This window comes from Lentzea sp. NPDC092896 (genome assembly GCF_044754905.1).
In the GTDB taxonomy this organism is placed as follows: Bacteria; Actinomycetota; Actinomycetes; order Mycobacteriales; family Pseudonocardiaceae; genus Lentzea.
In genome coordinates, this window is sequence record NZ_JBIVPX010000004.1 from 457276 (window position 1) to 476944 (window position 19669).

Annotated in this window: 14 protein-coding genes; 11 read left to right on the forward strand and 3 right to left on the reverse strand. The window is 69.5% G+C overall.

From position 1 onward, the window contains the following. Positions 1-321 precede the first annotated feature (321 nt). The 9 genes from ACIQF0_RS23095 to ACIQF0_RS23135 all read left to right on the forward strand — a co-directional run bounded on the left by ACIQF0_RS23095 (position 322) and on the right by ACIQF0_RS23135 (position 15170). Positions 322-3156, forward strand: a complete 2835-nt coding sequence (locus ACIQF0_RS23095; RefSeq protein ID WP_401032415.1) for an AfsR/SARP family transcriptional regulator — start codon at positions 322-324, stop codon at positions 3154-3156. Positions 3157-3226: 70 nt separating this feature from the next. Beyond that, complete coding sequence (locus tag ACIQF0_RS23100) at positions 3227-3376, forward strand: hypothetical protein (protein ID WP_401032419.1); 150 nt, start codon at positions 3227-3229, stop codon at positions 3374-3376. 17 nt (positions 3377-3393) lie between these two features. Further along, on the forward strand, positions 3394-6366 hold the full coding sequence (locus ACIQF0_RS23105; protein ID WP_401032422.1) for a helix-turn-helix transcriptional regulator: 2973 nt from the start codon (positions 3394-3396) through the stop codon (positions 6364-6366). Between the two features lie 119 nt (positions 6367-6485). Continuing rightward, positions 6486-7238, forward strand: a complete 753-nt coding sequence (locus ACIQF0_RS23110) for an ABC transporter ATP-binding protein (RefSeq protein WP_401032424.1) — start codon at positions 6486-6488, stop codon at positions 7236-7238. Between the two features lie 7 nt (positions 7239-7245). Then, on the forward strand, positions 7246-9762 hold the full coding sequence (locus ACIQF0_RS23115; RefSeq protein WP_401032427.1) for an ABC transporter permease: 2517 nt from the start codon (positions 7246-7248) through the stop codon (positions 9760-9762). A gap of 918 nt (positions 9763-10680) precedes the next feature. After that, on the forward strand, positions 10681-11943 hold the full coding sequence (locus ACIQF0_RS23120; protein WP_319977226.1) for an extracellular solute-binding protein: 1263 nt from the start codon (positions 10681-10683) through the stop codon (positions 11941-11943). Positions 11944-12017: 74 nt separating this feature from the next. After that, positions 12018-12917, forward strand: coding sequence for a carbohydrate ABC transporter permease (locus tag ACIQF0_RS23125; protein WP_401032817.1), 900 nt, complete (start codon positions 12018-12020; stop codon positions 12915-12917). A gap of 4 nt (positions 12918-12921) precedes the next feature. Then, positions 12922-13746: a carbohydrate ABC transporter permease gene (locus tag ACIQF0_RS23130; RefSeq protein ID WP_401032431.1), complete on the forward strand. Its 825-nt coding sequence runs from the start codon at positions 12922-12924 to the stop codon at positions 13744-13746. A 2-nt stretch (positions 13747-13748) separates the two neighbouring features. After that, a complete protein-coding gene (locus ACIQF0_RS23135) occupies positions 13749-15170 on the forward strand; it encodes a GH1 family beta-glucosidase (RefSeq protein WP_360041441.1) in 1422 nt (473 codons plus the stop codon). 78 nt (positions 15171-15248) lie between these two features. Here the strand turns inward: ACIQF0_RS23135 and ACIQF0_RS23140 are convergent, their stop codons facing one another. Continuing rightward, a complete protein-coding gene (locus tag ACIQF0_RS23140; protein ID WP_401032435.1) occupies positions 15249-16448 on the reverse strand; it encodes an esterase-like activity of phytase family protein in 1200 nt (399 codons plus the stop codon). 72 nt (positions 16449-16520) lie between these two features. Between ACIQF0_RS23140 and ACIQF0_RS23145 the strand changes: the two genes are divergently transcribed. Both ACIQF0_RS23145 and ACIQF0_RS23150 read left to right on the forward strand, forming a co-directional pair. Then, positions 16521-17543: a GNAT family N-acetyltransferase gene (locus tag ACIQF0_RS23145; RefSeq protein ID WP_360041435.1), complete on the forward strand. Its 1023-nt coding sequence runs from the start codon at positions 16521-16523 to the stop codon at positions 17541-17543. Positions 17544-17618: 75 nt separating this feature from the next. Then, positions 17619-18647: a LacI family DNA-binding transcriptional regulator gene (locus ACIQF0_RS23150; RefSeq protein WP_396425007.1), complete on the forward strand. Its 1029-nt coding sequence runs from the start codon at positions 17619-17621 to the stop codon at positions 18645-18647. A gap of 55 nt (positions 18648-18702) precedes the next feature. On the opposite strand, the gene ACIQF0_RS23155 is transcribed toward ACIQF0_RS23150, so the two are convergent. Next, on the reverse strand, positions 18703-19092 hold the full coding sequence (locus ACIQF0_RS23155) for a hypothetical protein (RefSeq protein WP_401032439.1): 390 nt from the start codon (positions 19090-19092) through the stop codon (positions 18703-18705). Between the two features lie 140 nt (positions 19093-19232). After that, positions 19233-19583, reverse strand: a complete 351-nt coding sequence (locus tag ACIQF0_RS23160) for a hypothetical protein (protein ID WP_319977219.1) — start codon at positions 19581-19583, stop codon at positions 19233-19235. Between the last annotated feature and the right edge of the window lie 86 nt (positions 19584-19669).

The window sequence follows — 19669 nt, forward strand, 5'->3', positions numbered from 1 at the left end:
GGAAGACGAGAACGAGGAAGGCCCCGGCTGGATCAACCAGCCGGGGCCTTCTCGCGTAAGGGGACGTGGGCCGGCCGGCGTTCCGCCGCCGCGGGCTGGATGCCCCTTGCACGCCGGCCGACCCACGTCGATCATGGGGAGCAGCGGGTGTTCCGCTGTCCGGTCCAACCTGCCCGGACTCGCTGATCTCCGGTTTCCGTTGATCTCGCGGTCTGTGGTTGGTTGGACACGCTAAGCGTAAGAATGCCTTCTACAGCACGACTGGAGCCCGACTGAAGTGATCTTCAAGCTCCAGGTGGACCACGGGCGAAGGACATATCGGTGACGCACGGCGAGGAACCCCTTCGGTTCGAGGTTCTCGGCCTTCTCCGAGTCGTTCGCGCAGGTCAAGAGGTTGATCTCGGTGCGGCGAAGCAGCGCGCCGTCCTCGCGGTCCTGCTGCTGGAGCGCAACACGCCGGTCAGTCGCGGCCAGATCATCGAGGCCGTGTGGGGCGACAACGTGCCCTCGAGTGCGGTGAACCTGGTCCAGACCTACGTCGCCGGACTGCGCAGGGCGCTCGAACCGACCCGTGCGCGCAGGGCTCCCGCCGAGCTGCTGACCTCGGTCGGCGACGGCTACCTGATGCGCGTCGAGCCCGGCGCGCTCGACCTCGACGTGTTCGAACGTCAGGTCCTGCTCGCGAACCGCATGCGCGCCGCCGGTGATCTCGCCGGAGCCGCGGTCGAGCTGGACGACGCGCTGGCCCTGTTCCGCGCCGAACCGCTGGGCGGCGTCTCCGGCCTGCACGCCGACGTCGAACGCGGTCGTCTCGTGGAACGCCGGCTGGCGGTGCTGGAGGAACGCGCCGAGCTGGGACTCGCGATCGGGCAGGGCCCGGAACTGGTCTCGCAGCTCGGTTCGGTGGTCGCCGAGCACCCGTTGCGCGAACGCGGCCACGGCCTGCTGATGCGGGCACTGGTCCAGGCGGGCCGTCAGGCCGAGGCGCTGGCCGCCTACCGGGAGGCCCGCGCCGTGCTGATCGAGGAACTCGGCGTCGAGCCGGGTCCCGAACTGCGCCGGGTGCACCAGGCCGTGCTGGCGGGGGACAGTCCCGAGCCGGAACGCGCCCCGATCCGCGTGCCGCAGCAGCCGTCCGCCCCTGAACCCGCGCCGATGACGATCCCCGCCCAGCTGCCGCGCGCCCCCGTCGCGCTGGTCGGCCGGGACCCCGAGCTCGGCCTCATGGACGCGTTGCTGCGCGGCCACGACGGTCCGGTGATGCTGGTGACCGGTCCGGCGGGGGTGGGCAAGACCGCGCTCGCCCTGCACTGGGCGCACCGCGTCCGCGAGGAGTTCCCGGACGGTCAGCTCTACGTCGACGTGCACGGCTACGACCCGAACCGGGAGCCGCTGGAGATCGGCGAGGTGCTCAACCGGTTCCTGCGCGCGCTGGGCGTTCCGGCCAGTGACACCCCGGTCTCGGTCGACGAGCGCTCGGCGCTGCTGCGCACGTTGCTGGCCGACCGCCGGATGCTCGTGATGCTCGACAACGTCCGCAGTTCCGCTGAGCTGCTGCCGTTGCTGCCGGGCGCGCCCTCGTGCGTCGTCGTGACCTCGCGCCGCCGGCTGGTCGGGCTGGTCGCGCAGGTCGAGGCGAAGCTGATCGAGCTGGACATGCTCGATCCGGACGCCGCCGTCGACGTGCTGGGCCGCATCGCGGGTCGTTCGGACATCGAGGCCGGTGCGCTGCGCGAGCTGGCCGAGCTGTGTGACGGCCTGCCGCTGGCGTTGCGGATCGCCGCGGCCCGTCTCGCCGTGTCCCCACGTCTGCGCGTGGCCGAACTGGTCGAGGAACTGCAGGACGAGCAGGGCCGCCTGGCCGCACTCGGGCTGGAGGACGGTGAGGGCACCGTACGAGCCGCTCTGGACGCCTCGCGCCGTGCGTTGCCCGCGGAGCCGTCACGGTTGCTGGCGATCGTCGGCCTGCACCCCGGTGCGGACCTGACCCCGCACGTGGTCGCGGCGATGGGCGACGTGGCGTTGCTGGAGGCCCAGCGCGCGTTGGACGCGTTGACCGCCGCGAACCTGCTGTCCGTCAGCGAACCCGGCCGGCACGTGGCGCACGACATCGTCCGCGTCTACACGAAGACGCTGGCAGGGGAGCTGTCCGAGCCGGAGCGCCGGGCCGCCACCGGCCGGATGCTCGACTACTACCTGCACTGCGCGGACCTCGCCGACGGGTTGCTGCCGATCAACCGCGGCAGTGTCCTGGTCGCGCCGGAGCACCGGCCCGTGCACGTGCCGGCGATCTCCGGTGCCGCGGACGCGACGGCCTGGTTCGACGCCGAGCGCGCCAACCTGATCGCCGCCGCCGAGCTCGCCTCGGGTTCCGGCTGGCACGTCCACGCCTGGCAGCTGCCGTACACGTTGTCGCGGTACCTGTGGCTGCGGACCGAGCGCGAGACCTCGTTGCGCCTCACCGAGGCCGCGTTGCAGGCCGCCATCGCGCTGAACGACGACGACGCCCGGTTCGTCATGCAGTTCAACCTCGGCGTCGCGCTGCTCCAGTTCGAACGCTTCGAAGAGGCGTTGCAGGCGCAGCAGGGCGCGCTGGAAGTGGCTCGCCGCAAGGAGGACGTGCACCAACAGGCACGTGCCCTGACGACGGTCGCCGGCACCTTGCAGGACCTGGGCCGGGCCGCCGAGGCCGAGGCGCACTACCGCGAGGCCATGGAGATCTCGCGGATCGCGGGTTCGAAGTGGGCCGAGGCCAACGCCCACCACCACCTCGGTCTGCTGTACCTGAGCACCCAGCGCTTCGACGACGCGATGCCGTGGCTGCGCGTGGCGTTGCGGATGTACCACGAGGTCGGCGAGCAGTGCGGGGAAGCGGCCTGTCACGTCGACATCTCCACTGCTCTGCTGGAGACCGGGGACACGGACGGCGCGCTGTCCTCGGCCCGTACGGCGTTGGCGGTGGCGTGCGATGCCGTCTCGCCGTACCACCAGGCGTTGGCGCACGACCGGCTCGCGGCGGTGTTCGAGCAGCTGAACGCGGCGGGGGCGGCGGCGCACTGGCAACGCGCGCTGGCGTTGTTCAGCGAGCTGGGAGCGCCGGAGGCCGACGGGGTAAGGGCCCGGCTGGCTCGCGCACGTGCGGTGACGGTCGGGTAAGGGGTTTCGCGGGCAGGACTGCGTGATCGCCCGATGCCTGAGGTAAGGCCTCAGGACGAACCTTCTGTCCATGACCGAATGGACCCCTGAGGCGATCAAGGCGGAAATCGACTACCGACGTGGCAACGCCGTCTGCAACTGGCAGCGTTCGAACCGCGACATGCCGTCGTGGATGAGCCGAGTGATCCACCGCACGACTCGGAAACTCGGCGGCAACTAGGCATGACCTGTGCAAGCATGCCCCTTGTGGCGCGCCTAGGTTCCGGAATTCCGTTGGTCGCACGTGACCGCGAGCTGGACCGGTTGCGTGCGGCTCTGGCCCAGGCCGGAGAAGGAACCGCGGGGGCGGTGCTGCTCGCCGGTGACGCCGGTGTGGGCAAGACGCGGCTGATCGACGAACTGGCCGCCAGCGCCGAGGACACCCTCGTCCTCATGGGACGGTGTCTGGACGTCGGCGAGACCGGCCTGCCGTACCTGCCGTTCGCCGAGGCGCTGAGCAAGCTGAAGAGCGACGTGGCGAACCGGCCGGCGCTCGCGATGTTGCTGCCGCAGCTGACGTTGCCCGCCGAACGCGAACCCGGCACCGAGGGCATGATCGCGCCGAGCCTGATCCCAGGCCGGCGGCCCGAGCAGGACGTGGGACAGCTCCAGCTGTTCGACGCCGTGCTCGGGCTTCTCGGCGATCTCTCCGAACGGCAGCGCGTGCTGTTCGTGGTCGAGGACCTGCACTGGGCGGACGCGTCCACCCGCTACCTGCTGTCGTTCCTGTTGTCCCGCCTGCGTTCCCAGCGCCTGCTGGTCGTCGGCACCTACCGCGCGGACGACCTGCACCGCAGCCATCCGTTGCGCCCCTTGCTGTCCGAGCTGGTCCGGCTGCCCGCCGTCGACCGCCTGGACCTCTCGCCGTTCAACGCGGCCGACGCCCGCCGGTTCGTCGAGGCCCTGTCCGACGACCTGCCGGAGGACGTCGTCCAGCAGGTCGCGGAACGCTCCGAGGGCAACGCCTTCTTCGCCGAGGAACTCATCGCGGTGGCCACCTGTGACGACGCCAGGTCGTTGCCTTCCGCGCTCGCCGACGTGCTGCTCAGCCGGGTCGAGAGTCTTGGTCCCGAAGCGCAGCACGTCGTCCGCGTCGCGTCGGTCTGGGGTCGCCGGGTCCGGCACTACCGGCTGCACGAGGTCGCGGGCATGGCGGACATCGCGTTCGACACCGCTTTGCGCGAGCTGATCCAGCACCACCTGCTCGTCGTGAACGACGACGAGGTCTACGCCTTCCGCCACGCCCTGGTCCGGGAGGCGGTCTACGGCGATCTGCTTCCTGGCGAACGGGGCCGGCTGCACGCCGCCTACGCACACCACCTGGCACAGCGGCCGGACGAACGCGGTGGCGCCGCGGCGCTGGCCCACCACGCCTTCGAGAGCCACAACCTGCCGCAGGCCCTGGAAGCCTCGATCAAGGCGTCCAAGGAGGCCGAACGCGCCGGGGCGCCCGCGGAGTCGTTGCGGTACCTGGAAAAGGCGCTCAACCTGTGGAACGCCGTCGCGGCGGCCGATCGTCCGTCCGATGTGGACGAGTCGGTGCTGCTGCGGCGTGCCTCGTGGGTCGCGGGCACGGCCGGGCAGCCGGAACGCGCGGTCGCGTTCGCCCGCAGCGCCACCAAGGCCATCGGCGCCGAGCAGTCGCCGGAGGAGGCAGCCGAGGTCTGGCTGCGGCTCTCGCAGGCGCTCTCGATCCTCGACGGCAACGAGGAAGAGCACTTCCTGGTCCTCGGCAAGGCCTTGGCCCTCGTGCAGGACCGCGATCCCAGCCCCACCCGTGCCAGGGTGTTCGCGGGCAAGGCGTCTTCCCTGCGCCAGCAACGCAAGGACGCCAAGGCCAGGGAGGCCGCCGAACTCGCGATCGCGGACGGCCAGACGGCGAACGCGCCGGGTGCGGTCGCGGACGGGCTCGGCACCCTGGCGATCCTCGACGACCACGCCGGCCAGCCCGAAGAGGCGAAGGCCAGCTTCGAGCGTGCGATCCAGTGCGCGCGGGAGGTCGGAGCGTTCAACAACGAACTGAGGGCTTGGTACTACTACGGCCTGATGCACTACGACCGCGGCGAACTGGCCGAGGCCGCGCGCGTCTACAACCTCGCGGGCGACCGGGCCAAGGAGACCGGCCTGACGTGGAGCATGTACGGGCTGGAGATCCGCATCCTGCAGGTGCTCGTGCACTACTACATCGGCGACTGGGACTACGCGGCGTGGGCCAGCGAACCGCCCGGCATGTCGGTGTCGTCGACGGTGCTGGCCCGGCTGGCGTCCGCGAGCACGCACCTCACGGTCTCGCGCGGCGATCTCGCCGAGTCCGAGCGGATGATCACGAAGCTGCGCAGCGACTGGCACCGCGACATCCAGATCGCGCTGATCAACGGCGGTACGGGTGCGGAGCTCGCGTTGTGGCGCGGCCGTCCGGAACTGGCCGTCGAGCGGGTCACGGACGCGCTGGCGTGGGCGCGCAAGCTCGGTGGCCCGTGGATGCTCGCTGGCATCAGGATCGGCGCGATCGGCATCGCGGCGCACGCGGAGATCGCCGCGAAGGCCCGTCGCAAGCGGGACGCCGAGGCCGAGAAGAACGCGGTCGCGGCAGGCCACGACCTCGCCGAGCACGTGCGGCTGACCGCGGAGAACGGCAAGCCGCGCGCCGGTGTGCTCGGTCCTGAGGGACGTGCCTGGCTGGCCCGCGCGCTCGCCGAGGAGTCCAGGCTGACCGGCGCGGGCGACCCGGAGCTGTGGCAGGCCGCGGTCGACGAGTTCGCCTACGGGGTCGTGTTCGAGCAGGCGCTGTGCCGGTGGCGGCTCGCGGAGGCGTTGCTGGGCGCGGATCGCCGCGAGGAGGCGGCGGAGCAGCTGCGCCTGGCCGACGAGGTGGCGACGAGGCTCAAGGCCGTTCCGCTCGCCGAGGCCGTGGCGTCGTGCGCCAAGCGGGCCCGCATCACCCTCAGGGCTGACGAACCGGTGCGGGAGCAGATCGACCTCTTCACCCCGCGTGAACGCGACGTGCTCGGCCTGGTGGCCTCGGGACGGACGAACCGCGAGGTCGGCGAGGAGCTCTACATCAGCGAGAAGACCGTTTCCGTGCACCTTTCCCGGATCATGGCCAAGCTCGGGGCGTCGCGGCGCGCGGAGGCCGTGGCGATCGCGTACGACCGGGGTCTGCTGGAATAGCCCTGGTTGTCATACCTCAGGCTGACGCGCAACGCGTCGCCGAGTTGATGTCCGCGCACTCAGCTTCCTCATAGCTTCTTCCTCATCGAGGAACACCCCCTGTGAGGAAGGCAAGTCACATGTCAGCACTGGCGTCCGAGGTCGGCACCCGGACCGCTGCGGCGGCCCACAACCTGGTGAAGGTCTACGGCAAGGGTGACACCGCGGTGCGGGCGCTCGACGGTATCAACGTCGCCTTCCAGGCCGGCCGTTTCACCGCGATCATGGGCCCGTCCGGCTCCGGCAAGTCCACGCTGATGCACTGCCTCGCGGGACTGGACACGGTGGACAGCGGCGCGATCCACATCGGACAGACCGAGATCACCAAGCTGAACGACAAGGACCTGACCAAGCTGCGCCGCGACCGCGTCGGCTTCGTGTTCCAGGCCTTCAACCTGCTGCCGACGCTGACCGCCGAGCAGAACATCCTGCTGGGCCTGGAGCTCGCCGGCCGCAAGCCCGACAAGCAGTGGTTCGACACGATCGTCAACGTGCTGGGCCTGCGCGACCGTCTCACGCACCGCCCGACCGAGCTGTCCGGTGGCCAGCAGCAGCGCGTGGCCTGCGCCCGTGCCCTGGTCGCCCGTCCCGAGGTCATCTTCGCCGACGAGCCGACCGGCAACCTGGACTCGCGCAGCGGCGCCGAGGTCCTCGACTTCCTGCGCATGTCGGTCCGCAAGATGGGCCAGACCGTGATCATGGTGACGCACGACCCGGTGGCCGCGAGCTACGCGGACCGCGTGGTGCTGCTCGCCGACGGCCGGCTCGCGGGCGAGATCCACCAGCCCACCACCGAGTCCGTCGTCAACGCCCTCACGCACCTGGGGGCGTGAGCTAAAGATGCTGAAGACGATCCTTGCGGGCCTGCGCGCCCGCACGGCGAGGTTGGTGCTGTCCAGCATCGCCATCGCGCTCGGCGTCGCGTTCGTGACGGGCACGCTCGTGCTCGGCGACGCGGTCGGGGAACAGACCAGGGACAACTTCGCCCGCAGCGCCCGCAACGTCGACGCGGCCGTGCACATGGGGGAGAACAGCCCGAACCGGGAGAACGGCATTCCCGCCGACTTCCTGCAGAAGATCCGCAACACGCCCGGCGTCGAGGGCGCGGACTCGCGTGAGTTCGGCAGCGCCGCGTTGCTCAGCGGCGAGGGCAAGGCGCGCGGCGCGATGGTGCAGCCGCTGCCCACGACGGAGAAGCTGCGCGACTTCAACCTCAAGGACGGCAAGTTCCCGGTCAAGGCCGACGAGGCCGCGATCGACGTCAAGACCGCCCAGGTGGCGAAGCTCAAGGTCGGCGACAAGCTCAAGCTGCTCGACGAGGAGAACGCGGAGCACGCGTTCACCATCGTCGGCACCTACCAGCAGGGCGCCAGCAGCATCTCGATGTCCGGCAGCGACCACGTCCTGGTCTCGCAGGAGGGGCTGCGCACGGTCATCCCGACGCAGCGGATCTACGAGATCGTCGCGGTCGCCAAGTCCGGTGTGTCGCAGCAGCAGCTCGTCAGCGACATCACCAAGGCCATCGGCAGCGGCTACGAGGTGCAGACCGGTGAGCAGCTGACCCAGGCCACGCTGGAGCAGGTCGGTGACGCCGCCGGCGAGATCAAGACCTTTCTGCTCGCGTTCGCCGCGATCTCGCTCGTCGTCGCGGGCATGGTCATCTACAACACCTTCACGATCCTCGTCGCCCAGCGCACGAAGGAACTCGCGCTGCTGCGCTGCGTCGGGGCGAACCGCTCGCAGGTGTTCCGCAGCGTGCTCGCCGAAGCGCTCTTCATGGGCCTCACGGCGTCCGTGCTCGGCCTCTTCGGCGGAATCGGCGTCTCGGCGGGCCTGCAGGCGTTCATCAGCACCGTCGGTGGTCCCGGCGGGGAGGACGCCCCGATCCGCCTGCCGATCTCGTGGGTGACCATCGCCGCAGGCTTCGGCGTCGGCGTGGTCGTGACGGTGCTCTCGGCCGTCCTGCCCGCCCGCCGCGCCACGAAGGTCGCGCCGGTGGCCGCCCTGCGCTCGCAGCCGGACAGCTCCGACGACGTCGCCCGCACCGGCAAGGTGCGGATCATCGTCGCGGCGCTGATCGCACTGGCCGGTGGCGCCGCCGTCTACTTCGGCCTCCAGCAGGAGAAGGAAGAGCCGGCGATGTTCATCACCGGCGGCGCCACGATGGTGCTGCTGCTGGCGGTGCTGCTGCTCGGCCCGCTCTACGTGCCGCTGGTGAACCGCCTGTTCGGCAAGGCGCTGCGCGGCGTCCCGGCGAAGCTGGCCTCGGCCAACGCGGGCCGCAACCCCAAGCGCACGGCCGCGACGACGGCGGCGTTGATGATCGGCGTGACCATCGTCGCGATGGTGACCGTCGTGGCCGGCAGCGGCCGCGCGACCATGAACGAGCAGGTCGACAAGCGCTTCCCGGCGGACTACGCGGTCAAGTCGAACGTGTACAGCCAGCCGCTCTCGCAGAAGTTCACCGACGACCTCGCCAATGTGCGCAACGTCGAGATGGTCGCGCCCGAGCTCAGGGCGTACGGCGAGTCGCCGAAGCTCCAGTACGCCGACGTCACCGGCTACCCGGTGAACGCGATCGGGTCCCTGGTGCGCCCGGAGACGACCAGCGGCACGCTCACCGGTCTCAAGGACGGCGAGATCGCCATGCGGGAGAAGGAGGCCAAGGAGGCCGGCCTCGGCATCGGCTCCACCGTCCCGATCAGCGGCAAGGACTTCAAGGTCGTGGCGCTGATCAAGGACAACAGCTACGGCACCGGCCTGGTGACGCTCGCCTCGGCCCAGTCGCTGCTCAAGGAGCCCGCCAAGGGCTACCAGAACGTGCTGATCAAGCTCACCCCCGGCACGGACATCACGGTGGCCCGCGCCGACCTGGAGCGGTTCATCGCGACCTCGCCGGTGGCGGTGCTGGACTCCGCGGCCGAGACCAAGGCCGAGCTCAACGGCCAGATCGACCAGATCCTGATGTTCATCTGGGCCCTCGTCGGCCTCGCCCTGATCATCGCCCTGTTCGGCATCGCGAACACGCTGACGCTCTCGGTGCTGGAACGGACCCGCGAGTCCGCCCTGCTGCGGGCACTGGGCCTGACCAGGGGCCAGCTGCGGCAGATGCTGGTGGTCGAGTCGATCCTGATGGCCCTGATCGGCGCGGTGGTGGGCGTGCTGCTCGGCGCCGGGTTCGGGTGGCTGCTGGTCGAGGCGATCTCCAACTCGGAGTTCACGATCAGCTTCTCCATCCCGTTCGGACAGATCGGCATCATGCTCGGGCTGGCCGTGGTCGCGGCGATCATCGCCGCAGCCCTGCCCGCCCGCCGCGCGGCCCGCAACTCCGTGGTCGCGGGCATGGCGGAGGCGTAGGACACCCCGCCTGGCCCCGGCTGTCGGGGGCCACGGCCAGGCGGGTTCGGGAGTGCGGAACAGGGGCCGCACGACCGGGGGATCGGTGGAGGTCCGGTGCCGTCGGGGCACCGGGCCTCCGCTGCGTTCACGGGTGGGGCGCACGCTGTCACCCGCACCCGCACCCGCACCCGCACCCGCCAACGCAAGGCGACCACTACGCACGCCCGGCGCGCGGTGCCAACAGGCAGCGGCCCCTCGCAAGGCAACCACGTACGAGTCCTGGCGTGGCGATGCGAAGCGAGCCGTGTGAACCTAGAGCGCCGGGTTGCGGTGCACCCCGCTCATGGCGATTGGGGCTTGACCTTGAGGGGCTGGGCGCCACCCTGTCTGGGCTCGGCCGGGGCGCTCTTCACCCCGGCTTGTGAGGCCGACTACGCGCCCAGCTAGAGGCTCAAGGTCAAGCCCCAATCGCAACCCCGCACTTCGTCACTGCCTGACGGACCACCCTCGCAAGGCGACCACTCGCACGGAACGCGACCAACCCCGCTGGAACGCGACGGCCCGCACGCAACAGGCCCCACGCACGTCCGGTCGCGGTTCACCTGCGTGAACAAGCGCTCGCTACCCGCCCGCGAGCACCTGAATCACGAGTTCGGAAAAAATCTTGGACGACACGCGTCACTTTTGGCCCGCAACCCCCTCTACCTGGGGTGAGGGACGACCGGAGCGAGGGCCCGGTCGTCCCTCTTCGTCGTTTCCGGGGGCCCTTCGGCCGCCCCATCCGAGACGCTCGGCGTTTCGGTCCAGGTTTTTGTTGCCTGCCACGACAAAGTTACGGAACGATGTCGACCGCTTGACACCCGCGCCTCTCCGGTTGAGTGTGAGAGCGCTCTCATCACAGTTAAGCGCCGCTCACGGCGTCGTCGAGGAGGACGGATGAGCACAAGACTGGTCGGCAGCGTCGCTGCGACCCTCGCGATGGTTCTGGTCGCAGGATGCGGCGGGAGTTCCGGGGCCGACGGCAAGATCGAGCTGTCGCTGGGTCTGTTCTCCGACTTCGGGTACGACAAGCTCATCGAGGAGTACATGGCCTCGCACTCGAACGTCAAGATCGAGCAGCGCAAGGTCAAGATGGAACAGCACAACACGCAGCTCGCGACGCAGCTAGCGGGTGGCCGTGGTGCCGCGGACATCGTCGCCCTCGAGGAAGGCGTGGTCTCTCAGTTCCGCGCCTCCAAGGACAAGTTCGTGAACCTGGCGGAGTACGGGGCCAAGGATCTGAAGGACCAGTGGGCCGGGTGGAAGTGGAACCAGGGCACTGCCGACGGCGGTGAGTTCGTGCTGGGGCTGGGCACGGACATGGGCAGCCTGGGTCTTTGCTACCGCAGCGACCTGTTCGCGGCGGCGGGCCTGCCCACCGACAGGGCCGAGGTCGCCAAGTTGTGGCCGACGTGGGCCGACTACGCGAAGGCCGCGGACACGTTCACGGCCAAGACGCCGAACGTGAAGTTCGTCGACACCGGCCGCAACGTCTACAAGGCGATCCTCGACCAGACCGAGGAGGGCTACTTCGCGAAGGACGACTCGTACATCGCGGAGAAGAACGACAAGGTCAAGACGGCGTTCGACACGGCGGCGGCGCTCGGCACCAAGCAGCAGACCGGTGCCCTCGAGCCGTTCAGCCAGGACTGGAACGTCGCGCTGAAGCAGGGTTCGTTCGCCACGACCACGTGCCCGGCCTGGGCGCTCGCGCTGATCAAGGCGGGTGCCGGCGACGCGGCTGCCGGGAAGTGGGACGTGACGACGGCGCCCGGCGGTGGCGGCAACTGGGGTGGTTCGTTCCTCGCGATCCCGAAGCAGGGCAAGCACCCCAAGGAGGCCTACGAGCTGGCCAAGTGGCTGACGGCCCCCGAGCAGCAGAAGCGGATCTTCAAGGAGACCGGCAACCTGCCGAGCCAGCCGAAGGTCTACCAGGACGCCGAGGTGCAGGCGACGGTCAACGACTACTTCAACAAGGCTCCGGTCGGTCAGATCTTCGCGACCTCCGCCGAGTCGTTGAAGCCGACCTACCGCGGCACGAAGGACTCGAAGGTCGGACCGGTGTTCGGCACCGCGCTGACCCGCGTCGAGCAGGGCAAGCAGTCCGCGGCTGACGCGTGGACGCAGGCCTTGAAGGAAGCGACGGACGCCGCCAAGTGACGGTGACGCGTCAAGAGACCGAGACGGCCCCGGCCGTCTCGGTTTCGCCTTCCAAGGAGCCGAACCGCTTCCGGCTGAGCCACTGGGACGCCAGGTACACGCCATACCTGATCATCGCACCGTTCTTCCTGGTGTTCGGGATCTTCGGGCTCTACCCGTTGATCTACACGGCGTGGGTGTCGCTGCACGACTGGCAGCTGATCGACGGCAACCAGGGATTCGTCGGTCTCGCCAACTACGTCGAGCTGTTCGGCGACACCAAGTTCTGGAACGCGCTGTTCAACACGCTGAGCCTGTTCGTGCTCTCGACCGTGCCGCAGCTGCTGGCCGCGCTCGGGCTGGCCGCGCTGCTGGACCGGGGCCTGCGCGGCAGTGCGTTCTGGCGGGCGGGCGTGCTGCTGCCCAACGTCATCTCGGTCGCCGCGGTGGCGCTGGTGTTCGCGCAGTTCTTCGGCCGCGACTTCGGCATCGTGAACTTCCTGCTCGGCTTCGTCGGCATCGACCCGATCGACTGGCGCGCCGAGACGTGGGCCTCGCACCTCGCGGTGTCCACAATGGTCATGTGGCGCTGGACCGGCTACAACGCGCTGCTGTACCTGGCGGCGATGCAGTCGGTGCCCAAGGACATGTACGAGTCGGCCACTTTGGACGGTGCCGGTCGCTGGCGGATGTTCTGGTCGATCACCGTGCCGTCGATCCGGCCGACGATCCTGTTCACCGTCGTCACCTCGACGATCGGCGGTCTGCAGCTGTTCGCCGAGCCCGCGCTGTTCGACCCGGGGTTCGCCGCCAACAACTCCACCGGCGGCTCCGACCGGCAGTTCCAGACGCTGGTGCTCTACATGTACGAGAAGGGCTTCCGGTTGTTCGACGCGGGCTACGCGGCCACCATCGCGTGGATGCTGTTCGTGGTCGTCCTCCTGGTCGCGGTCGTCAACTTCACGCTGACGCGGCGCATCGCGGGCAAGGAGTGATCGCATGAAGAACGCCAAGGCAGGACCACTGCTCTACGGGTTCCTGGTCGCCGTGCTCGCGGCCTCGATCTTCCCGCTGTACTACTCGTTCATCGTCGCGTCGAAGGACAACTCCGTCCTCGGCGAGAAGGTCCCGCCGCTGATCCCGGGCGGCAACCTGATCGAGAACATCACCCGCGTCTTCGACACCGTCGACTTCTGGCTCGCCATGCAGAACTCGTTCATCGTGGCGGCGACCGTGGCGATCTCGAACGTCGTGCTGGGCACGCTGGCCGGGTTCGCGTTCTCGCGGCTGCGGTTCAAGGGCCGCGACTCGCTGTTCCTCGTCGTGCTCGGCACCGCGATGGTGCCGACGCAGCTCGGCGTGATCCCGCTGTACATGCTGATGTCCGACCTCGACTGGTACGGGACGCTGCAGGCGGTCATCGTGCCGGTGCTGATCGGGTCGTTCGCCGTGTTCTGGATGCGCCAGGCGTGCGAGGAGACCGTGCCGTACGAGCTGATCGAGGCCGCGCGCGTCGACGGCTGCTCGGTGCTGCGGACGTTCTGGCACGTGGGGTTCCCCGCGGTGCGGCCACAGGCGGCGGTGCTGGGCATGTTCACGTTCATGACGGCGTGGAACGACTTCTTCTGGCCGTTGATCGTGCTGGACCCCAACGACAGCCCGACGGTGCAGGTCGCCCTGTCGACGCTGGCCAGCGGGTACTACACCGACTACTCGTTGATGCTCGCCGGCGCCTCCATCGCGGTGCTGCCGGTGATCGCGATCTTCGTCCTGCTGTCGCGCCAGATCGTCGGCGGAATCATGCAGGGCGCGGTGAAGGGATGAGAATGACGACCGACTCGGACGTCGAGGTCGGGCGGGAGGTGCTGACCTTCCCGCCGGACTTCCTCTGGGGAGCGGCGACCGCGGCGTTCCAGATCGAGGGCGCGACCACCGCAGACGGTCGCGGCGCCTCGATCTGGGACACGTTCGCCGCGACGCCCGGCAAGGTGCTGGCCGGCGACACGGGAGACCCGGCCTGCGATCACTACCACCGCTATCAGTCCGATGTGGACCTGATGGAGTCCCTCGGACTGGCCTCCTACCGGTTCTCCGTCGCGTGGCCGCGGATCCAGCCCAGCGGCAGTGGCAAGGTCGAGGAGCGCGGGCTCGCGTTCTACGACCGGCTGGTGGACTCGTTGCTGGAGAAGAACATCCAGCCGCTCGCGACGCTGTACCACTGGGACCTGCCGCAGGTCCTGGAGGACTTCGGCGGCTGGCGCAACCGCGACACCGCCTACCGCTTCGCCGAGTACGCGGCGATCGTGCACGAACGGCTCGGCGACCGGGTGCAGGCCTGGACGACGCTGAACGAGCCGTGGGTGTCGGCGTTCCTGGGCTACGGCAACGGAATCCACGCGCCGGGCATCACCGACGCGACGGCGTCCCTGGAGGCGGCGCACCACCTGCTGCTGGCCCACGGGCTCGCCACGCAGGCGTTGCGCGCGCAGGCACCCGACTCGCACCGGCTCTCGATCGTGCTGAACTTCAGCACCATCTGGGGCGACAGCGACTCGGAGGCGTCGAAGGAGGCCGTGCGCAAGGTCGACGGCCTGCAGAACCGCATCCTGCTCGACCCGGTCCTCGGCCGCGGCTACCCGCTCGACGTCCTGCAGGACACGTCGTGGCTGGGCGACTGGACGAACGTGGTGCGCGACGGGGACATGGAGACCATCGCGACCCCGATCGACTGGATCGGCGTGAACTACTACAACCCCACCCGCGTCGCGCCCGCCGACCCGGACTTCGTGCCGGCCGGTCCGCACGCGGGACTGCGCGGCGTGGCGTTGCAGCCGCCGCAGGGCGAGCTGACGGGGTTCGGGTGGGAGCAGAACGCCGACGCGTTCACCGAGCTCCTGGTCCGGTTGTCGCGTGACACCGACGGAGTGCCGCTGGTGGTGACGGAGAACGGGTCCGCGTTCCCGGACGTCGTCGACCCTGCGGGCCGGGTGCACGACGTCCAGCGGACGAAGTACCTGGTGGACCACGTTCGCGCGGTGCACAGGGCGATCTCCGAGGGCGCCGACATCCGGGGCTACCTCGCGTGGTCGCTGCTCGACAACTTCGAGTGGGCGGCCGGATATTCGCAGCGGTTCGGCATCGTGCACGTCGACTTCGAGACGCAGCAGCGAACCGTGAAGGAGAGCGCGGCCGCGTTGTCCCGGATCATCGGGCAGAACGGGCTTCCCGCGCACGGCTACACCGTTTAGCCGACAGGACGGGCCGAGGGGGCCTTCAGCGCTCTCACCTGCGGATACTCGTGTCCGCAGGTGAGAGCGCTCTCTTGTTCAGCGCCTGCGCAGGACCCTGGGGTCGGCGTGCAGGTTCTCACCCAGCCTGATGGTGATGAACTCGTTGTCGTCCGGCTTGCCCGGCGTGCGGCCCGACGACGACGGGAAGTTGTTGTCGTTGAGCACCGCGATCGTCCGGTCGTCGAGGATGGTGACGTCCTCGATCGTGACGAACGGGAACTTGAACGGGTCCGCCTGCCCGCCGACGTGCTTCGGGTTGGCGAGGTTCAGCAGGTCGGCGACCAAGGTCTTGTCGAGCTTGCCGTCCTCGTTCCGGTCGCGCTTGTCGGCGAGGTAGACGCGCTTGACGATCGCGTCGGCGCCCTGCGCGCTGTCCCGTTCGATGATCAGCAACCGGTTGGCGTCGACCGCGATGGCGTCGCCGATGGCGAAGTTCGGGTCTTCCAGCTGGTACTTCCACGTCGTGCCGGTGAAGGCGCCGGACGCGATGTCGAACTCGTTGAGGCGCAACGTTCCTGGCGTGTCACCGGCGACGGTGCCCTCCAGCAGCGCGTTGATCCTCTTGCCGTCCGGGGAGAGCGTGATGCCCTCGAATCCCTTGCTGCCGCCCAGGTTCGGGTTGCCTGCGGGGTTCTCCGGAGCTCGCACGCCGGGCAGCGGCGCAGGCGGGGCCAGCAGGCGGCCCGCGCGGTCGAAGTGCAGCAGGTACGGGCCGAACTCGTCGCCCATCCAGTAGCTGCCGTCGGCGCCCCTGGTGACCGACTCGATGTCGATGTCGGCGCCGGTGATCACCCGGTCGGGCCTGGTCAGCGGGAACGGGATGTGGCCGTCCGGGTCGGTCAGCGTGATGCCGCCGACGACGTCGACCCTGCCCTTATGGAAGTCCGGCGCGATGCGGTTGATGCGCAGGAGCCAGTCCGCGCTGTTGGCCTTCGTGCCGTAGCCGTTGTCGGAAATGGCGTCGAACGTGCCGTCGCTGTTGCGGACGAGGCCGCTGAAGCCTTGGATCGGCTGGTCCGCGAACGGCGGCGTGACCCCGTTGATCGGGGCCGTCCCCAGCGCCGCGCCGCTCGGTTCGCTGCCGGGCAGGAAGGTCAGCGCCGGGAGGAACGCGAAGTTCGTCAGCGTGGCCTGCTTCGGGGCCTTCTGGCCGGCCGTCGCGGGAGCGGCGCTGATGGGCGTGGCCAGTGCCGTGACGGTGAGCAAAGTGAGGCCTACGGCCAGTGTTCTCCTCATGCGGCGACCCTATGAGAATCGTTTTACCCGTGGTTCGCCTCGCGGCAACAACTTCCATGAACTCTTGACGTCATGACGACGACCTGGCGCCTGCGCTTCGAACTCAGCGACAGCCCCGGCGCGCTCGCGCGTGTCACCGTCCGGCTGGCCGCCGCCGACTGCAACGTCCTCGCGCTGCACGTGATCCCCGTTCCCGGCGGAGTGCTGGACGAGATCGTCGTGCGGGCGGGGCAGGGCGTGCTGCCCGCGGACCTCATCGAGGCCGTGCGCAGCGAGGGCGCCAAGTGCGTCGGGATCACCAGTGCCGACATCCGGGATCTCGTCGACGAACCGACGGCCGTGCTGCGCGCGGCGCGGATGGCGTTGACCGACCCGGACCAGACCGGGGAGGCACTCCGTCAGGTGCTGGCCGCCGACTCCGTCACGGTCGGCGAGGCCGGTGACGGCCAGGTCCAGTTGGGAGAGTGGGCGGCCCGGCGCGGCTGGGCCCGGTTCACCCAGGTCGAACTCACGCGCGCCCAGGCGTTGCTCGACCTCGTGGACGCGCCGGCGCCCTCGATGCGAGCACTGCTCACCGATGACGGCGCGGCGCTGGTGCTGCGCCCCGGTTCCGCCGCCGACGAGGACGCCGTGGCCGGCCTGCACTCCCGCAGTTCCATGCGGACGATGTTCAACCGCTACCACTCCGGCATGCGCACCGTGCCCCGGCGCTGGCTGCACCGCCTGCTCAGCCCGCCCCGCGGCACCACGATCGTCGGCCAGTGCGGTGACCAGGTCGTGGCGCTCGGTCAGCTCATCCACACCGGCACACCGGACTGCGCAGAGGTCTCGCTGTTGGTCGAGGACGCCTGGCAACGCCGGGGTGTGGGCGCGGCCCTGCTCGACGCCCTGGCGGCGGACGCCCGTGCCGCCGGATTTTCGGAGCTCGTCGCGTGGTGCCTGCCCTCGGAGACCGCCCTCGTCCGGACGGCCGCCCGCGCCGGTCTCGAGGCCACGACACGCCGGGAGGACGGTCTGCTGAGGGTGTCGATCACGCCACGCGCGCGTGCTCTGAAGACGCCGATCACGACGGACGTCCCCGAAAAAACACGTTGATCAGCGCGGAGACCCTCCTCGGAGATCGCTTGGGGCTAAGCTGCTTAGCGACTCAAAGGTTTTCATCGAGGAGTGGTGGTGCTCGTGTCCAACCACGCGCGTCCGACGTTGGAAGACGTTGCCGCGAGGGCAGGGGTTTCCCGCGCCACGGCGTCTCGAGTGCTGAACGCGTCGCCGCGGGTCAGCCCGGAAGCGCTGGAGGCGGTCAACGCGGCCGTGTCGGCACTGGGCTACCAGCCGAACCGCGCCGCGAGGGCGTTGGTCACCCGCCGCACCGGCGCCGTGGCCGTGCTGTTCTCCGAGCCCGAGCCCAAGATCTTCGATGACCCGCACTTCGCGCGCCTGATCCGCGCCGGCGCGCGTGCGCTGGCCGACGTCGACGTGCAGATGGTGCTGATGCTGGTGCACTCGCCGGACGATCAGGCCCGCGCGCACCGCTTCCTGGCCGGCGGTCACGTCGACGGTGCCCTGGTGTTCGCACCGCACCGCAACGACGAGGTCGTCTCCGTGGTGAAGAAGCTGCCGCTGCCGGTGGTGTACGCCGGCAAGCCCTGGGGGTCGTTGCGGGGGATGCACCTCGTCGACAACGACAACGAGGGCGGCGCCGTGCTCGCCACCGAGCACCTGAAGTCGCTGGGGCGCAAGAAGATCGTGCACGTCTCCGGGCCGCTGGACGAGCTGTCCGCCATAGACCGCTTGAACGGCTTCAAGTCCGCCATGTCGCTGGACGACAAGGGCGTCGCCCGGCTCACCGAGGACGGCGGGTTCACGCGCGAGGGTGGACGCAAGGCCATGTCCTCGTTGCTGGCCAGGGTTCCCGCGCTGGACGCCGTGTTCGTGGCCTCCGACCTCATGGCGGCGGGAGCGCTGGAGTCGTTGCACGAGGCCGGGAAGCGCGTTCCCGAGGACGTCGCCGTGGTCGGGTTCGACGATCACGTGGCCATCGCCGAGCACACCTCGCCGCCGCTGACCTCGGTGCGGCAGGACTCGGACGAGCAGGTCAAGCACATGGTCGAGCACCTGATGAAGCTGCTGCGGGACGAGACCGTGAAGCGCAAGCAGCAGATGCTGCCCACCGTGCTGGTGCGGCGCGAGTCCGCCTGAAGGTCCTGACTCCCGTCGCGCACGACGCTCGGCGTTGTGCGCGACGGAGTGCTGGCTAGCCCAGGTTCTTGCAGGTGGGCGGCGGCAGCGGGTTCAGCGGGCTGCACGGCCAGCCGGACGAGGACGGGGGCGCCGTCGTCGTCTGCGCGGGTGGGGGCGGGGCCTCGGCCGGGTTCGTCGCGGCCGGGGGTGGCGTGGTCTTCTTCGGCGTCTGCTGAGTGCTCGGGGTCGAGCTGCTCGGGCTCGATGACGCGCTGCTGCTGTTCGCGGTCGAGCTCTCCGTTGAGCTCGGCGGGGTGCCGGGGGTGGACGAGATCCAGGTGGACGCGGGCGTTCTGCTCGGCGGTTCTTCGCCGCCCGCCCCGTGGATCGCCATGCCTACCAGCACGCCGAGCAACGCTGACCCGAGCACAGCGGAACCACCTGCGGCCCACAGTGCGCGCACAGCAGTCCTCCTCGTCAATGCTCACGGTGTGAAGTCAGGCGATCACGCTCTTCGGCAGATTACCGGGTAGCCCGGTCGCAGGAGAACGCTCGCCTGGATGCCTTATCGGCTCCTTGATGGCCCCGGTTGAGTGATCGTCGTCACTGATCTGTGATCCGGGCGAGCACCAAACTGGCCCCGGCAAGGCCTGCCACCAGCACGGTTCCGGTCAGATGCCACGTTGGAGCGTCACCCGAGCAGGTGAACACCTCGGTGAAGCGTTCCGAGGAGCAGGTGACGAACGGGACCGACGAGAGGGCGATCGAAGAGGCAGCCACCCCGCCCAGCAGTGCGGAGCCGAACGTGCGCATCAACGGGAACGCGGCGTTGGCCGTGCCCACCGCCGCGATGGCGAAGAGGAGCGGTACGGGTCTCGGGAACAGGCCTGTCAGCGCGCAGCCGACCATCAGGACGCCGAGCACGGCCTGGCCGATCCTCGCCTGTGTCGCCACGGCTAGGGACCCTAACAACTCCGTAAGCTCTTTTCGGTCCGGTTTGGGCCAGTATTTTCGGTATGCGTCATCGCCGATTCCTGATC